This window comes from Streptomyces sp. cf386 (assembly GCF_900103585.1).
GTDB lineage: Bacteria > Actinomycetota > Actinomycetes > Streptomycetales > Streptomycetaceae > Streptomyces.
The window spans coordinates 128,738-144,337 of sequence record NZ_FNHV01000007.1 but is presented as its reverse complement, the minus strand read 5'-3'; the positions used below and the strand labels follow the sequence as shown (position 1 = coordinate 144,337).

General features: G+C 72.1%; 16 protein-coding genes. 6 read left to right on the top strand and 10 right to left on the bottom strand.

The window, feature by feature from the left end:
• Positions 1-137: 137 nt before the first annotated feature.
• From BLU79_RS19385 to BLU79_RS19360, 6 genes are read left to right on the top strand one after another with little or no spacing between them, the layout of a single operon-like run.
• Positions 138-1,541, top strand: coding sequence for an ADP-ribosylglycohydrolase family protein (locus tag BLU79_RS19385; RefSeq protein ID WP_371131893.1), 1,404 nt, complete (start codon positions 138-140; stop codon positions 1,539-1,541).
• 8 nt (positions 1,542-1,549) lie between these two features.
• Positions 1,550-2,743, top strand: coding sequence for an ADP-ribosylglycohydrolase family protein (locus BLU79_RS19380; RefSeq protein WP_093907075.1), 1,194 nt, complete (start codon positions 1,550-1,552; stop codon positions 2,741-2,743).
• Positions 2,731-4,146 (top strand): ADP-ribosylglycohydrolase family protein, encoded by a 1,416-nt coding sequence (locus tag BLU79_RS19375; RefSeq protein ID WP_093907074.1) that lies wholly within the window; start codon positions 2,731-2,733, stop codon positions 4,144-4,146. Before BLU79_RS19380 ends, BLU79_RS19375 begins: the two co-directional genes overlap by 13 nt.
• Positions 4,143-5,036: a ribokinase gene (gene rbsK, locus BLU79_RS19370; RefSeq protein ID WP_093907073.1), complete on the top strand. Its 894-nt coding sequence runs from the start codon at positions 4,143-4,145 to the stop codon at positions 5,034-5,036. The genes BLU79_RS19375 and rbsK overlap by 4 nt, the downstream gene beginning before the upstream one ends.
• Positions 5,033-6,244 (top strand): CaiB/BaiF CoA transferase family protein, encoded by a 1,212-nt coding sequence (locus tag BLU79_RS19365; protein ID WP_093907072.1) that lies wholly within the window; start codon positions 5,033-5,035, stop codon positions 6,242-6,244. The genes rbsK and BLU79_RS19365 overlap by 4 nt, the downstream gene beginning before the upstream one ends.
• The gene (locus tag BLU79_RS19360) at positions 6,241-7,092 is read left to right on the top strand and encodes an HpcH/HpaI aldolase/citrate lyase family protein (RefSeq protein WP_093907071.1); all 852 of its coding nucleotides are present in this window, start codon (positions 6,241-6,243) and stop codon (positions 7,090-7,092) included. The genes BLU79_RS19365 and BLU79_RS19360 overlap by 4 nt, the downstream gene beginning before the upstream one ends.
• A gap of 56 nt (positions 7,093-7,148) precedes the next feature.
• Here BLU79_RS19360 and lgt read toward each other — a convergent pair whose 3' ends face one another.
• The 10 genes from lgt to BLU79_RS19315 all read right to left on the bottom strand — a co-directional run bounded on the left by lgt (position 7,149) and on the right by BLU79_RS19315 (position 15,596).
• A complete protein-coding gene (gene lgt, locus BLU79_RS19355) occupies positions 7,149-8,147 on the bottom strand; it encodes a prolipoprotein diacylglyceryl transferase (protein ID WP_093907070.1) in 999 nt (332 codons plus the stop codon).
• 99 nt (positions 8,148-8,246) lie between these two features.
• Positions 8,247-9,020 carry a DsbA family protein gene (locus tag BLU79_RS19350; RefSeq protein WP_093907069.1) on the bottom strand — a complete coding sequence of 258 codons (774 nt, stop codon included), beginning with the start codon at positions 9,018-9,020 and terminating at the stop codon, positions 8,247-8,249.
• A 106-nt stretch (positions 9,021-9,126) separates the two neighbouring features.
• Positions 9,127-9,945: a tryptophan synthase subunit alpha gene (gene trpA / locus BLU79_RS19345; RefSeq protein ID WP_093907068.1), complete on the bottom strand. Its 819-nt coding sequence runs from the start codon at positions 9,943-9,945 to the stop codon at positions 9,127-9,129.
• Positions 9,942-11,228 (bottom strand): tryptophan synthase subunit beta, encoded by a 1,287-nt coding sequence (gene trpB, locus BLU79_RS19340; protein WP_093907067.1) that lies wholly within the window; start codon positions 11,226-11,228, stop codon positions 9,942-9,944. The genes trpA and trpB overlap by 4 nt, the downstream gene beginning before the upstream one ends.
• A gap of 108 nt (positions 11,229-11,336) precedes the next feature.
• Positions 11,337-11,504 carry a tryptophan biosynthesis modulator TrpM gene (trpM, locus tag BLU79_RS50020; protein ID WP_351926813.1) on the bottom strand — a complete coding sequence of 56 codons (168 nt, stop codon included), beginning with the start codon at positions 11,502-11,504 and terminating at the stop codon, positions 11,337-11,339.
• A gap of 21 nt (positions 11,505-11,525) precedes the next feature.
• Positions 11,526-12,335 (bottom strand): indole-3-glycerol phosphate synthase TrpC, encoded by an 810-nt coding sequence (trpC, locus tag BLU79_RS19335; protein WP_093907066.1) that lies wholly within the window; start codon positions 12,333-12,335, stop codon positions 11,526-11,528.
• 136 nt (positions 12,336-12,471) lie between these two features.
• Entirely contained in the window at positions 12,472-12,927 is a 456-nt protein-coding gene (locus tag BLU79_RS19330) for a DUF2752 domain-containing protein (protein WP_093907065.1), read from the bottom strand.
• 79 nt (positions 12,928-13,006) lie between these two features.
• Entirely contained in the window at positions 13,007-13,258 is a 252-nt protein-coding gene (locus BLU79_RS19325; RefSeq protein ID WP_093907064.1) for an HGxxPAAW family protein, read from the bottom strand.
• 115 nt (positions 13,259-13,373) lie between these two features.
• Positions 13,374-14,015: a TIGR02234 family membrane protein gene (locus BLU79_RS19320; RefSeq protein ID WP_093907063.1), complete on the bottom strand. Its 642-nt coding sequence runs from the start codon at positions 14,013-14,015 to the stop codon at positions 13,374-13,376.
• A 93-nt stretch (positions 14,016-14,108) separates the two neighbouring features.
• Complete coding sequence (locus tag BLU79_RS19315) at positions 14,109-15,596, bottom strand: anthranilate synthase component I (RefSeq protein ID WP_093907062.1); 1,488 nt, start codon at positions 15,594-15,596, stop codon at positions 14,109-14,111.
• Positions 15,597-15,600: the final 4 nt, after the last annotated feature.

Below are 15,600 nucleotides of genomic sequence, written 5' to 3'. Positions count from 1 at the left end.
AGGCAGAAGGCTCCCGCACCGGGCGAGGTGCCGGTGAGGCAGAAGGCTCCCGCACCGGGCGAGGTGCCGGTGAGGCAGGAGGCTCCCGCACTTCACTCCCTCACCCTCATCACCGACGACGAGCCGGAGGCCCGACCGTGACGCCGCCCAGCCCCTGGGACGACGGGGCGCGGCCGACGGACGACGCGATCGGGGCGGGGACGGCGGCGGAGGTCGAGGGCGGGACGGCCTCGGAGGAGCTTGTGCCCGGGACGCCCCCGGAAGACCTCGTGGCCGGGACGACCCCAGCCGAACCCGCAGCCGCCGACGGCGAGCACCCCCCACCGGGGCCACCCGCACCCGACGACGAGAGTTGTACGGGTGGTGCGGGTGGGAAACACTCGGCCGAAGGCGAAGCCGAGGCCGACACGGCGGCGCACCCTCAAACCGGCACCCGCATCCTCGGCCTCCTCCTGGGCCTAGCCGCAGGCGACGCCGCCGGCTGGCCCGCAGCCCGCCACCGAGCCGCCCGCATGCCCGAATGGACCCGCCGCCTCACCCGCGAACTCGACACCTTCGCCGAACACAACGCGACGACCACCCTCCCCGTCCCCATCGCGCTCAACCAACCCCCCGAACCCCTCCGCCTCGGCCCCTCCGACGACGCGGAATGGGCGGCGTTCGCAGCCGAGGCAGTCCTCCGCGCCGGCGACGACACCGCCCTCGGCGACCTCAGCCGAGAACGCCGCACCCGAGCGGCCATCGACCTCACCTGGAACGCCGTCGCCAGCGAGGTCGCCGCCGCAGCCGACCGCGCCCCAGAAGTCGAGTCGGCCATCCTCCCCCTACGCGCCCGCATCTCCGTCCGCGCCGGCCTCGGCAACCTCGCCACCGGCCTGCGCCCACCCGCCACCGGCCACGACAACCCGCACTACTTCGACGACGCCGCCTGCGTCCGCGCCTGCGTCCTCGCCGTGGCCCACCCCGGCGACCCCCACCGCGCCGCCGACCTCGCCGAGTTCGACGCCCGCTACACCCAGGACGGCGACGGCGTACACGGCGCCCGAGCGATGGCGGCGGCCCTCGCCCTGGCGCTGACCGGCGCGAACACCGAGACCTGCGTGACAGCCGCACTCGCCGAACTCCCCGAGGAGACGGAGATCGGCCGCAACGCCCGCCACGCCCTCAAGCTCGCCCGGGCCGCCGACAGCGCCTTCGCGCTCATCCCCCTCCTCGAACACCAAATCGTCGACCACGTCTACAGCTACGGCATCGCCGCCGCCGAAACGGTCCCGGTGGCCCTCGCCCTCGCGGTCGCGGCAGACGGCCGTATCGCCGAAGCGGTCCCCGCAGCCGCCTGCCTCTCCCGCGTCGCCGACTCGGCACCGGCCCTGGCCGGCGCACTGACCGGCGCACTGGGCGGCGGTACGTCGATCCCGGCGTCCTGGCGCGACACCTGCCGCACCCTCTCCGGCTGCGTACTCCCCCGCCTCACCGGCACCGACCTGGTGGAACTCGCCGAACTCCTGGAAGCCACACAACCGGCCCGACCAGGAGGATGATTCGGGGCATGACGCCCAAAGCACAAGAAACCAGTGGCCCGCGAGAAACCGGTGGTCCGCGTCTCGACGAGCGGATCACCGGCGCCCTGGTCGGCGCGGCGGTCGGCGACGCCCTCGGCGGCCCGGTGGAGGGCTACTCCCCCGACCAGATCCTCGAACGCCACGGCGGCCGGGTCCACGGCATCGTCGGCCCCTGGAACGGCGACGCCTGGCGCACGGCCCGCCCCATCGCGCCGTACCACAAGGGCGACGGGCACGTCACCGACGACACCTTGATGACGCACGCGCTGGTCCGCGTCTACGCGACGGTCCGCGACCACCTCGACGCGTACGCCATCGCCGACCACCTGGTCCCGGACCTGATGACGAACCCGCGCTGGATCCCGGAACTGGAGTCGGAGGCCCTCCCCCTGCACCGCGTCTTCCTGGCGGAGAAGTGGCTGGTGGCCCGCCTCCACTACGGCCACGTCGACCCACGGGAAGCCGGCGTCGGCAACATCGTCAACTGCGGTGCGGCGATGTACATGGCCCCGGTCGGCCTGGTCAACGCGGCGAACCCGAGGGCCGCGTACGCCGAGGCGCTGGACCTCGCGGGCGCCCACCAGTCGTCGTACGGCCGCGAGGCGGCGGGTGTCTTCGCGGCGGCGGTGGCAGCGGCGTGCACCCCGGGGGCGACACCGGACGCGATCGTCTCGACCTGTCTGTCCCTGGCGAAGGACGGCACGAGGGCGGCGATCGAGAAGGTCTGCGAAGCGGCGAGCACCCACACGGACTTCGAATCGGCCCTGGTCCCCCTCCGCAAGGCGATCACCCCGTACGACACGGTCGGCCCCGACTACCGACAGCCCTCCCTCGGCGCCCGCCGCCCCTCCCGCCTGCACGCGATCGAGGAACTCCCCGTCGCCCTGGGCATGTTGCTGGTCGCGAACGGCGACTACCGGCAGGCGGTGCTGGGCGCGGTGAACTACGGCCGGGACTGCGACTCGATCGCGACGATGGCCGGCGCCCTCGCCGGCGCCCTGGGCTCACCGCCCCCGGAGGACTGGTCGAAGGCGGTCGCGGACGCCAGCCGCCTCGACCTCTGGGAACCACCCCGCACCCTGACGGAGGTCGCGAGGGAGGTCCACGCCCGCGACGTACAACTACGCCGGTCCCACGAGGAGGCGTTCACCGCACTGGAGGGCCGAGGATGCTCCGACTGACCTGGGTCCAGCCGGAGGACCTCCTGGGCCATGAACTCCGGCAGGCGGCACTGGACGGCCGGGAGCCGTCGAGGATCGCGGCGCGCTGGAGGGCGGCCGGCGGGCTGGAAGCACCCTTGCGCGCAGGGGCGTCACCGGAGCCGACGTCGCGATACCTGCGGACGCTGGCCGAGGACCTGCTGGACGAACTGGCCGACCTGCCGAGCAGGTTGAAGGACGAAGAGCCGACGGACCTGAGGCAGATCAAGTCCCTGTGCCCGAACTGGCCGTCCGATGCCGGCGCCCCCACGACGCCACCCTCGCAGCCCTGCCTCGAAGCCGCCTGGCTGGGCCGGGCGGTCGGCTGTCTCCTCGGCAAGCCCGTGGAGAAGCTCCCCCTCGAAGCCATCCGCCAACTGGCGCGCTCCACCGGCAACTGGCCCCTCACCACGTACTTCACCGCCAAGGGCGTCCCCGCGGAACTCACCTCGGCCTACCCCTGGAACCGCCGCTCGGCAACGACCTCCCTCGCCGAGAACATCGACGGCATGCCCGAGGACGACGACCTCAACTACCCCCTCCTCAACCTCCTCCTGCTCCAACGCCACGGCAAAGCCTTCACCACCACGGACGTAGCCCGCCTCTGGCTCGACGAACTCCCCGCCGGCCGCACCTTCACGGCCGAGCGCATCGCCCACCGCAACCTCCTGCTCGGCATCGAGCCCCCGCACACGGCCCGCCACCGCAACCCCTTCCGCGAATGGATCGGCGCCCTCATCCGCGCGGACGTCCACGGCTGGACCAACCCCGGCGACCCGTCCGCCGCGGCCGAACAGGCCCACCGCGACGCCACCCTCACCCACACCGCCAACGGCGTCTACGCGGCGATGTTCACGGCGGCGGTCATCGCACGGGCGGCGACCGGCACCGCCGACATCCACACCTGCCTGCGCACCGGCCTGACCGTGATCCCCCCGAACTCCCGCCTGGCCCAGGCGATCCGCGACGCCGTCCAACTGGCCCACGCGCACGAAGACTTCGACACGGTCGTCGACACGCTCCACGCCACCCACGCGCACACCCACCACTGGGTCCACGCCATCCCCAACACCGCCCTCATCGCCGCCGCACTCACCCACGCGAACGGCGACTTCACCGGCTCCATCTGCCGTGCCGTGTCGGGAGGTTGGGACACCGACTCCAACGGCGCGACCGCCGGCAGTATCGCCGCCCTCCTCACCGGCACCCCCTCCGCCCTCCCCGACCGCTGGACGGCCCCCCTGAAGAACCGCCTCGCCACCTCCGTCGCGGACTTCAACGGCACCGGCTTCGACGCCCTGGCCCAGCTCACGCACGAACTCACCCACGGACTCCCGCACGAACCACCGCACGGACTCGCCCACTTGGAGGCCACTCGCCCATGACCGACATCGTCGTGCTCGGCAGCACGAACATGGACCTCGTCACCTATGTCGAAAAGGCACCGCAGCGCGGCGAGACCGTGACGGGACGGGAGTTCCGTACGATCCCCGGCGGCAAGGGCGCCAACCAGGCGATCGCGGCGGCCCGCGCGGGCGGCGACGTCCTGATGATCGGTGCCGTCGGCAACGACGCCTACGGCACCCATCTGCGCTCCACCCTCGAACACTCCGGCGTGGACACCGACGACCTCCGCACGGTCGAGGGCCCCTCCGGCACCGCGCACATCGTCGTGGACGACGAGGGCGGCAACGCGATCGTCGTGGTCCCCGGCGCGAACGGCACGCTCGACCACCTGAGCCCCGGCGACGAAGGCGTCATCGCCTCCGCCGACACGCTGCTGCTCCAACTGGAGATCCCGCTGCCCGCGGTCGTCGCCGGCGCGCAGGCGGCCCGCCGCCACGACGTCCGTACGATCCTCACCCCGTCCCCAGCCCGACCACTGCCGGCCGAACTCCTCACCGCCGTCGACCTGTTGGTCCCCAACGAGCACGAGGCCACCACCCTCACCGGCCGCACCGACCCGCGCGAGGCCGCCACCGCCCTGCTCGACCGGGTGCCCGAGGTCGTCGTCACCCTGGGCGCGGCCGGCAGTCTGTACGCCACCCGCGGCGCCGATCCCGTGACGGTTCCGGCCCCGAAGGTCACCGCGGTCGACACCACCGGCGCCGGGGACACGTTCGTCGGCGCCCTCGCGGTGGCCCTCGGCGAGGGGCGCCCGATGCCGGACGCGCTGGCGTGGGCCGCGGCAGCGGCGGCGCTTTCGGTCCAGCGGGCGGGCGCCACGGTGTCGATGCCGTACCGCCCCGAGATCGAGGCCCGGTACGCGTCATGACCGAGGCCACCACCCGCGCGGCCACCGCCCCCTTGGCCGGCCTGCGCGTCCTCGACCTCGCCACCCTCTTCGCCGGCCCCCTCGCCGCCACGATGCTCGGCGACTTCGGTGCGGAGGTCGTCAAGGTCGAGCACCCCGCCAAACCGGATCCCTCCCGCGGCCACGGCCCGTCGAAGGACGGCGTGGGCCTGTGGTGGAAGGTCCTCGGCCGCAACAAGCGCACGATCACCCTGAACCTCTCCAAGCCGGGTGGCCGCGCCACCCTCCTGCGCCTGGCCGCGACCGCGGACGTCGTGATCGAGAACTTCCGCCCGGGCACCCTGGAGAAATGGGACCTCGGCTGGCCGGAGCTCTCCGCCGCCAACTCCCGCCTCATCCTGACCCGCGTCACCGGCTTCGGCCAGTTCGGCCCCTCCGCCCACCGTCCCGGCTTCGGCACCCTCGCCGAGGCGATGAGCGGCTTCGCCGCGCTCACCGGCGAACCGGACGCGCCCCCGACGCTTCCGCCGTTCGGCCTGGCCGACTCGATCGCGGGCCTCGCGACCGCGTACGCGGTGCTGACGGCACTGGCCGCCCGCGAGCGCACCGGCGAGGGCCAGGTCGTCGACATGGCCCTCATCGAACCGATGCTGCTGGCCCTCGGCCCTCAGCCGACCTGGTACGACCAGCTCGGCTACGTCCAGGAACGCACTGGCAACCGCTCCGCGAACAACGCCCCGCGCAACACCTACCGCACGGCAGACGGGTCCTGGGTCGCCGTCTCCACCTCGGCCCAGTCGATCGCCGAGCGCGTGATGCACCTGGTGGGACGCCCCGAGCTGATCGACGAACCATGGTTCGCCACGGGCGCCGACCGGGCCCGGCACGCCGACGTCCTCGACCGTGCGGTCGGCGACTGGATCGCCCGTCACACCCGCGCCGACGTCCTCGCGGCCTTCGAGAAGGCGGAGGCCGCGGTGGCCCCGATCCAGGACGTGCGCGACGTGATGACGGACCCCCAGTACATGGCCCTCGACACGATCACCACCGTCGCCGACCCCGAACTCGGGCCCCTGCGCATGCAGAACGTCCTCTTCCGTCTCTCCGCCACTCCCGGCGCGATCCGCTGGGCGGGCCGCCCGCACGGCGCCGACACCGACGAGGTCCTCACCGACCTGGGTCTGACCCCCGCCGAGCTGGCGGCCCTGCATGCGGAGGGCGCCCTGTGACGAGCCCGGCAAGGACCGTCCCGTACCCCCTGACCTGGCTGTACGCCCCCGGCGACCGCCCCCGTGTGGTGGCCAAGGCGCTGACGTCCGGCGCCGACATCGTCATCGTCGACCTGGAGGACGCGGTCGCCCCGGACCGCAAGGACTACGCCCGGGCGGCCACGGCCGACCTGCTCTCCGATCCGGAGCACCCGGTACCGGTCCACGTCCGCGTGAACGCCCTGGGCACCCCACCGGCGGCGAAGGACCTTCAGACACTGGCCGCTCTCCCCGGCCTGGCCGGCCTCCGCCTCCCGAAGGTGATCTCCGCCGAGCAGATCATCCACCTCGCCCAGACCACACCGCCCACCGACCCGGGCGCGCCCCCGCTGCACGCCCTCCTGGAATCGGCCCTGGGCATCGAGCGCGCGCACGCGATCGCCTCAGCTCACCCCTCCCTGCACGGCATCTCCCTGGGCGAGGCGGACCTACGCGCCGACCTGGGCGTACGGGGCGACGCGGGCCTCGACTGGCCCCGGTCCCGCGTCATCGTGGCCGCACGTGCGGCGGGCCTGCCCCCGCCGGCCCAGTCCATCCACCCGGACATCCGTGACCTGGAAGGCCTGGCGGCGTCCTGCGCCCACGGCCGCACCCTTGGCTTCCTGGGCCGCGCGGCCATCCACCCCCGGCAGCTGCCCGTGATCGAACGTGCCTACCTCCCCACGGAGGCGGAACTGGAACAGGCGGAGACGATCATCAAGGCCGCGGCGGCGAATCAAGGCGCCCAGGCCCTCCCGGACGGCAGCTTCATCGACGCGGCGGTGGTGGCGACGGCACAGCGAACCCTGTCCCTGGCCCGCCGGGCCTGAGACGCGACGAGGGCGCCCGGCAGACCCGGGCGCCCTCGTCGACGTACGACCGACCGTCAGCTCTTCTTCGCCGACTCGGCCTCGTCGCTCACCGCTTCTTTCGCGTCTTCGTTCTCCTCGGCGCCCGAGGCGTCCTCAGTGCCCGAGGAGTTCTCGGTACCCGGTGAGTCCGTCTCGGCCTTCTTCTCGTCGGCGTCGGTGTCGGCACCGTCCCCGGCCTCACCGTCGGATCCCTGCGCCGCACCCGGCTCGACGACCTCTTCGCGGCCCGGCCGCTTCTTCGCCGACACCACGATGTACGTCACCGCGAGCAGGAACACGATCAACGCGGTCCAGTCGTTCAGCCGCAGGCCGAGAATGTGGTGGGCGTCGTCCACCCGCATGTACTCGATCCAGAACCGACCCGCACAGTACGCGGCGACGTACAGCGCGAACGCCCGCCCGTGACCCAGCTTGAAGCGGCGGTCGGCCCAGATCACCAGCAGTGCGACACCGATGCACCACAGCGACTCGTACAGGAACGTCGGGTGGTACGTGCCGGGCACCCTGCCGTCCGTCGAGGACGTGATCTCCAGGGCCCACGGAAGATCCGTCGGCTTTCCGTACAGCTCCTGGTTGAACCAGTTGCCCCAGCGCCCGATCGCCTGCGCGAGGGCGATGCCGGGGGCGATGGCGTCGGCGTAGGCCGGCAGCGGGATGCCCCGGCGCCGGCAGCCGATCCAGGCACCCACCGCGCCGAGCGCGATGGCGCCCCAGATGCCGAGGCCGCCCTCCCAGATCTTGAAGGCGTCCACCCAGTCACGGCCCTCGCTGAAGTACAGCTGGTAGTCCGTGATCACGTGGTAGAGCCGGCCGCCGACCAGGCCGAACGGCACGGCCCAGACTGCGATGTCGGCCACCGTGCCGGTCCGCCCGCCCCGGGCGATCCAGCGTTTGTTGCCGAGCCAGACGGCTACGAAGACACCGATGATGATGCAGAAGGCGTAGCCGCGCAGCGGAATGGGGCCGAGGTGGATCACCCCGCGCGACGGGCTGGGAATGTAGGCAAGTTCCATGGCAGGGTCGACGCTACCTTGCCGGGCGGGGCCGATGGCAGGCGGCCCGGCTACGGGTCCATAACAGGCGGCGCCCCGAGCAGGCCCCGCCCGCGTCGCTCATCCCTTGGCGGCCTCCTCGACCATCTGCTTCAGCTTGGCCGGTGTCATCGTCTGGTCCTGGTAGATGTTCTTGCCGTTCAGCAGCACCGTCGGCGTACCGCTGAAACCGCCTTCCTTGAACGCGTTGTTGGACTTCTCGACCCAGTTGTTGTGCGTGCCGTCCTCGACGCACTTGCGGAAGGCGGGCGTGTCCAGGCCCTTGACCTTGGCCGCGAGCTCGAAGAGCTTGCTGTTCTTCGCGAAGGCGTCGTCGACCTCCGGCGGCTGGTTCTGGTACAGCACGTCGTGGTACGGCACGAACTTCCCGGCGTCCTGGGCGCAGGCCGCGGCGTTGGCCGCGTTGCGGGAGCCGGTGCCGCCCATGTTGCCGTCGATGATCGTCGCCAGGTGGTACTCGACCTTGAGCTTCCCGGCGTCCGTCAGCTCGTGGATCGTCGATCTGTAAGCGTCCTCGAAGGACTTGCAGGCCGGGCAGCGGAAGTCCTCCCAGACCGTGAGCGTCGACTTGGCGTCCTCCTCGCCGACCGGGATCGCGAGGCCGTCCTTGCCCTGCGCGCCCGAGGGTCCCACCACCGGCCCCGCGTCACTGCTGTCGTCCTTGCCGGCGTTCGCCGCGACGACTCCGACCACCGCCGCGAGTCCCAGCACGCAGACGACGCTCGCGCCGACGATCAGGGCACGGCGCCGCTTGTCGGCGGCCTTCTGCTTCTCGCGCTCGACCGCCAGCCGCTCACGGGCGGTCCGCTTACCCTCACGATTCTTTTCGCTCACACCCGCAGAACGAACCGGGGAGGCGCAGCGCGCCTCCCCGGCCCCAGGTCCACCCGTTCGAGCGACTCGTACGGAAGGCCCTTCTTCCTACTTCTGCGGGGTCCTTCTACGCCTGCCCGCGCACGCCCTTCGCCAAGTCTCCGGCGAGCGCGCGCACGGCCTCGATACCGGCCGCGTCGTCCGGCGCGTCCAGCATCCGCTTCACGAACGCCGAGCCGACGATCACGCCGTCGGCGAAGCCGGCGACCTCGGCGGCCTGCTTGGCGTTGGAGACGCCGAGACCGACACAGACGGCCAGTTCGGTGCCGGTGCCCCGGGTGCGCTCGACCAGATCCTGGGCCTGCGCGCCCACGGACTCACGGGTGCCCGTGACGCCCATCAGCGAGGCGGCGTAGACGAACCCGCTGCCCGCCTCGGTGATCTGCGCGAGCCGCTCGGCCTTGCTGCTGGGCGCCACGACGAAGACCGTCGCGAGCCCGTGCTTCTCGGCGTGCTCCCTCCAGAGAGCCGACTCCTGGACGGGCAGGTCGGGCAGGATGCAGCCCGCGCCGCCCGCTTCCGCCAGCTCGGCGGTGAAGCGCTCGACGCCGTAGCGGTCGATGGGGTTCCAGTACGTCATGACGAGGACCGGCTTCCCGGTGGCCTCGTGGGCCTCGCGGACCGTGCGCATGACGTCGGCGATCTTGACGCCGCCGCGCAGGGCGATGTCGTCGGCGGTCTGGATGACGGGACCGTCGAGGACGGGGTCGCTGTGCGGCAGACCCACCTCCACGATGTCCGCGCCCCCGTCGAGCACGGCCTTGATCGCCTCGATGCCGCCGTCCACGGTCGGGAAGCCGGCCGGGAGGTAGGCGATGAGTGCGGAGCGTCCCTCGGCCTTGGCGGCGCGCAGGGTGTCCGTCAACAGCTGGATGTTCCCGCTCACTTGGCGTCCCCCTGAATCTCGGCGGCACCGCCATTGGCGTCGGCGGCGACCTCGGCGTCGGTGTCGTAGAGGCCGAAGTAACGAGCGGCCGTGTCCATGTCCTTGTCGCCGCGGCCGGACAGGTTGACGACGATCAGCCCGTCCTTGCCGAGCTCCTTGCCGACCTCCAGGGCGCCCGCGAGGGCGTGTGCGCTCTCGATCGCCGGGATGATCCCCTCGGTGCGGGACAGCAGGCGCAGCGCCTGCATCGCCGCGTCGTCGGTGACCGCGCGGTACTCGCCGCGACCGCTGTCCTTGAGGTAGGAGTGCTCGGGGCCGATGCCCGGGTAGTCCAGCCCGGCCGAGATCGAGTACGGCTCGGTGATCTGGCCCTCCTCGTCCTGGAGGACGTAGGAGCGGGAGCCGTGCAGGATGCCGGGCTCACCGGCGGTGAGGGTCGCCGCGTGCTCGCCGGTCTCCACACCGTGCCCGGCGGGCTCGCAGCCGATGAGGCGTACGTCCGTGTCGGGGATGAAGGCGTGGAAGAGGCCGATGGCGTTGGAGCCGCCGCCGACGCAGGCGACGGCCGCGTCGGGGAGGCGTCCGGCGCGCTCCAGGAGCTGCCGGCGGGCCTCGACTCCGATCACGCGGTGGAAGTCGCGGACCATGGCGGGGAAGGGGTGCGGGCCCGCGACCGTACCGAAGAGGTAGTGGGTGTGGTCGACGTTGGCGACCCAGTCGCGGAACGCCTCGTTGATGGCGTCCTTGAGGGTGCGCGATCCCGACTTCACGGCGATGACCTCGGCGCCGAGCATGCGCATGCGGGCCACGTTGAGGGCCTGGCGCTGGGTGTCGATCTCGCCCATGTAGATCGTGCACTCGAGGCCGAAGAGTGCGCAGGCCGTCGCCGTCGCCACGCCGTGCTGACCGGCGCCGGTCTCGGCGATCACCCGGGTCTTGCCCATGCGCCTGGTGAGCAGGGCCTGGCCGAGGACGTTGTTGATCTTGTGGGAGCCGGTGTGGTTGAGGTCTTCCCGCTTCAGGAAGATCCGTGCGCCGCCGGCGTGTTCGGCGAACCTCGGCACCTCGGTGAGGGAGCTGGGGCGGCCGGTGTAGTTGACCAGGAGGTCGTCGAGCTCGCGGGCGAACTCCGGGTCGTGCTTGGCCTTGTCGTACTCGACGGCCACCTCGTCCACGGCGGCGACGAGGGCCTCCGGGATGAACTTGCCGCCGAACGCGCCGAAGTAGCCTTCGGCGCTGGGGATTTGACCCTCCGGGTCTGGGATGAAGAACTCGCTGGGCATGCGGATACCTCACGGTGAGTGCGTGAAAAAGACACTATTCGCCGTGGGGCGGGGGGTAATCGCTTGGCTGCGGGCCGTGTGTGGTTGCTCGCGCAGTTCCCCGCGCCCCTAAGGGGCGCGCTGCCATCGACGGCCGTTGACCTGTCCGGGTTCGTCACCGATGACGTATCGCACTCGACGGCCGTGCACCCTGCGTGCGGGCGCGCGGCAGCCACGGGGGCGGCAGCCGCGCGCGAGGCGGGCGTACCTGTCCGTGGTCGTCGTCGTGAGCGTCATCGGGGCAACTCTATCGGGTGATCAGCTGCGGCCGTGCCGCAATGCGGGGTGCTCGCCGGCCGCGACCAGGTCGGAGACCGCCGCCTTCGGGTCCTTCCCCGTCACCAGGGACTCGCCGACCAGGACCGCGTCGGCGCCGGCGTTGGCGTAGGCGATGAGGTCGTGGGGGCCGCGGACGCCGGACTCGGCGATCTTGACGATGTGGTCGGGGATCTCGGGGGCGACGCGCTCGAAGGTGCCGCGGTCGACCTCGAGGGTCTTGAGGTTGCGGGCGTTGACGCCGATGACCTTGGCGCCCGCGTCCACGGCACGCTCGACCTCGTCCTCGTCGTGCACCTCGACCAGGGGGGTCAGGCCGATGGACACCGCGCGCTCGATGAGGGACTCCAGCGCGGGCTGGTCGAGGGCCGCGACGATCAGCAGCACGAGGTCGGCGCCGTACGCGCGGGCCTCCCAGAGCTGGTACGACGTGACGATGAAGTCCTTGCGCAGGACCGGGATGTCCACGCGCGCGCGGACCGCCTCCAGGTCGGCCAGCGAGCCGCCGAATCGGCGCTGTTCGGTGAGGACGGAGATGACGGCCGCGCCGCCCGCCTCGTAGTCCGCGGCGAGCCCGGCCGGGTCGGCGATCGCGGCCAGCGCGCCCTTGGAGGGGCTGGAGCGCTTGACCTCGCAGATGACCTTGACGCCTTCGCCCCTGAGGGCGGCGACCCCGTCCTTGGCAGCCGGAGCCTTCGCCGCGCGCTCCTTGAGCTCGTCGAGGCTGACGCGCGCCTGCCGCTCCGCGAGGTCGGCACGGACTCCGTCGATGATCTCGTCGAGCACACTCACGCGAGCGGCCCCCTTCCAGACGGTTGGTTATGAAAGCGGTACGAAAACCTATGGTCACTGCGATGGTATCCGGAGGAGGGCGTAGGCCTCACATCCGGTTGACGCCGGTCCCACTACCTGGACGTTCCCCAGTTGATCAAGGATGCAGCCAGCCACCGAACGGCAGGTTCCGGACAACGGTGAAGACCAGCAGCAACGCCCCCACCGCCCACAGACGCGCCGGCGAGAGATCGAGCGCGAGCGGTCGCCCGCGCGCCGCCCGGACCACCCAGACGGTCCACACCACGGCGAAGAGCGCGTAGCCGACGACAGCGATCGCGTTGTCCTGGAGCGCCGCCGCGAAGTCCCCGTGGACGACGGCATGCGCGCTGCGCAGGCCGCCGCAGCCGGGGCAGTAGAGCCCGGTGACCTGGAGGAGTGGACAGGCGGGGTAGTGGCCGGGTTCGTTCGGGTCCACGGCTCCCACGTATGCGAAGGCCCCGGCGACGGCCGCGAGCACCCCCGCCGGTACGGCCAGTCGGCGCACCACCGTGTCGGCGCCGGGCCGGGGCACCTTCGGGCTGTCGGGGCTGTCGGCGTTCACGTCATGCATTGTGCCCCCGCACACGCGTGAGGGGCGTCCCCTGGCACCCATCGGCGCCGGGTCGCCCCTCAGCGAAGTCGTACGGGTCTCAGCCCTTGGCGCTCGCCGTCTCGGCCTCCTGCGACATGAGCAGCGCCTTGTGAGCGTCCTTGGGCTGGCCCATGCCCATCGAGCTCATGATCCAGCCGACGACGCCGCCGAGGACCACGACGGCCAGGCCGACCCAGAAGCCCGCGGGCTGGGCCATCACCATGAAGGCGCCCGAGACGCAGAAACCGATGAAGGCGATCGTGACACCGGTCCAGGCGGCCGGGGTGTGACCGTGGCTGCTGCCCGCCATTGCTTGCTCCTCGTTGCTGTGTACGTGTTGTACGTGGGTGAGCCGGTCGCTCGCTGTCATTGTCCCGCACGCGTGCGCGTGCGGTGATCGGGGGGTCACGACGCGGCGGCCCGGGCTACGCCCCGGTCGGGTCCTCGCCGCGGTCCAGGGCCTTCCAGAGTTCCTCGGGCCGGTCGGGGTCGGTGGCCGGGGCCTTGCGGCGCTGGCGGGGTGCGCCGCCGCGCTCGTAGCGGCCGGACATGCCGGGCCACAGGCGGCCGTAGCGCAGGGCCAGGAGTCCGGCGAGCAGGATCAGGACGCCGCCGACGGCCGCGACGTACGGCCAGGCGGTGTGGGTGAGGGCCTGGACGGTGGCCGAGGTGTCGCCGGAGGCCTGCGCGGCCTTCTCGTCGAGCGCGGAACTGTCGGAGGCGCCGAGCAGGGCCGCCGCGACGGTGCCGGCGCCGGAGAGCGCGAGCAGGGCGGCGACCATGAAGCGGCCGGCCCGGCGGACGGCGAAGACGGCGACGAGGGCGGCGAGCCCCACTATCGCCAGGGCCGCGGGGACGCCCGTGACGTCGCTGCCCTTGGCGATCAACGGGAACGGGCCGCCGGCCACCGTCACGGTGCCCTCCGACCAGTGCTGCCGGGTCGAGAGCAGCGCGACGGCCGCGCCGAGGGCACCGCACAGCAGGGCGATGGCGAGGCTCATACGGCCGGCCCGGGCGGAACCGGGGGCTTCGGAACGGGGGTGAGGAACAGCAGTCACGTACTCCACTATCACCCGAACCCCGAGCGAACAGTCACCCGGGGTTGGGGTGATAGGGGCCACCCGGGTTCACCCCGGGGCATTTGAACCGGTACCCGGCGGTCACATGAGCCGGTTCGCCGTGTGCACCGCACGCAGGACGGCAGCCGCCTTGTTCCGGCACTCGGTGTCCTCGGCGACGGGGTCCGAGTCGGCGACGATGCCCGCGCCGGCCTGGACGTACGCCGTTCCGTCCCGCAGCAGGGCCGTACGGATCGCGATGGCCGTGTCGGAGTCGCCCGCGAAGTCGAGGTAGCCGACGCAGCCGCCGTACAACCCCCGCCTGGACGGCTCGAGTTCGTCGATGATCTGCATCGCCCGGGGCTTGGGGGCGCCGGAGAGCGTGCCGGCCGGGAAGCAGGCGGTCAGGACGTCGAAGGCCGTGCGGCCGGGTGCGACCCGTCCGGTCACGGTCGAGACGATGTGCATCACGTGCGAGTACCGCTCGATGGACATGAAGTCGACGACCTCGACGGAACCCGGCTCGCAGACCCGCCCCAGGTCGTTGCGGCCCAGGTCGACCAGCATGAGGTGCTCGGCGCGTTCCTTCGGGTCGGCGAGCAGTTCGTCGGCGAGGGCCTGGTCCTCCTGCGGGGTGGCCCCGCGCCACCGGGTTCCGGCGATGGGGTGGACCATCGCCTGCCCGTCCTCGACCTTCACCAGGGCTTCCGGCGAGGAGCCGGCGACGTCGAAGCCGTCGAAGCGGAACAGGTACATGTACGGGGAGGGGTTCGTCGCCCGCAGCACCCGGTAGACGTCCAACGCGCTTGCCGTGCACGGCGTTTCGAAGCGCTGGGAGGGGACGACCTGGAAGGCCTCGCCGGCCCGGATGCGCTCCTTGATGTCCTCGACGGCCTCCTGGAAGTCCTCGCCGCCCCACAGGGCGGTGTACTCCGGGAGCTCCGAGGGCGGCAGCACGGCCGGGGGCTGGGCGACCGGGCGCGAGAGGTCGGCCTCCATGGCGTCCAGGCGGGCGACCGCGTCGGCGTAGGACTCGTCGACGCCGGTGTCGAGGTCGTTGTGGTTGATCGCGTTGGCGATCAGCAGGACGGAGCCCTCCCAGTGGTCCATGACGGCGAGGTCACTGGTGAGCAGCATGGTCAGCTCGGGGAGCTTGAGGTCGTCCCGCTCGCCGGGGCCGATCTTCTCCAGGCGGCGCACGATGTCGTAGCCGAGGTAGCCGACCATGCCGCCGGTGAAGGGCGGCAGGCCCAGGTCGTGGGCGAGGTCGCGCGGGGTGTGCAGGGCCTCGATGGTGGCGCGCAGGGCGGCGAGCGGGTCGCCCTCGGTGGGGACGCCGACGGGCGGGGTGCCGAGCCAGTGGGCCTGTCCGTCGCGCTCGGTGAGGGTGGCCGCGGATCGGACGCCCACGAAGGAGTAGCGGGACCAGGAGCGGCCGTTCTCCGCGGACTCCAGCAGGAACGTGCCGGGGCGCTCGGCGGCAAGCTTGCGGTAGAGGGCGACCGGGGTGTCGCCGTCGGCGAGGAGCTTGCGGGTGACCGGAATGACGCGGCGGTCGGTGGCCAGCTTGCGGAACGTCTCTAGGTCCATGGCG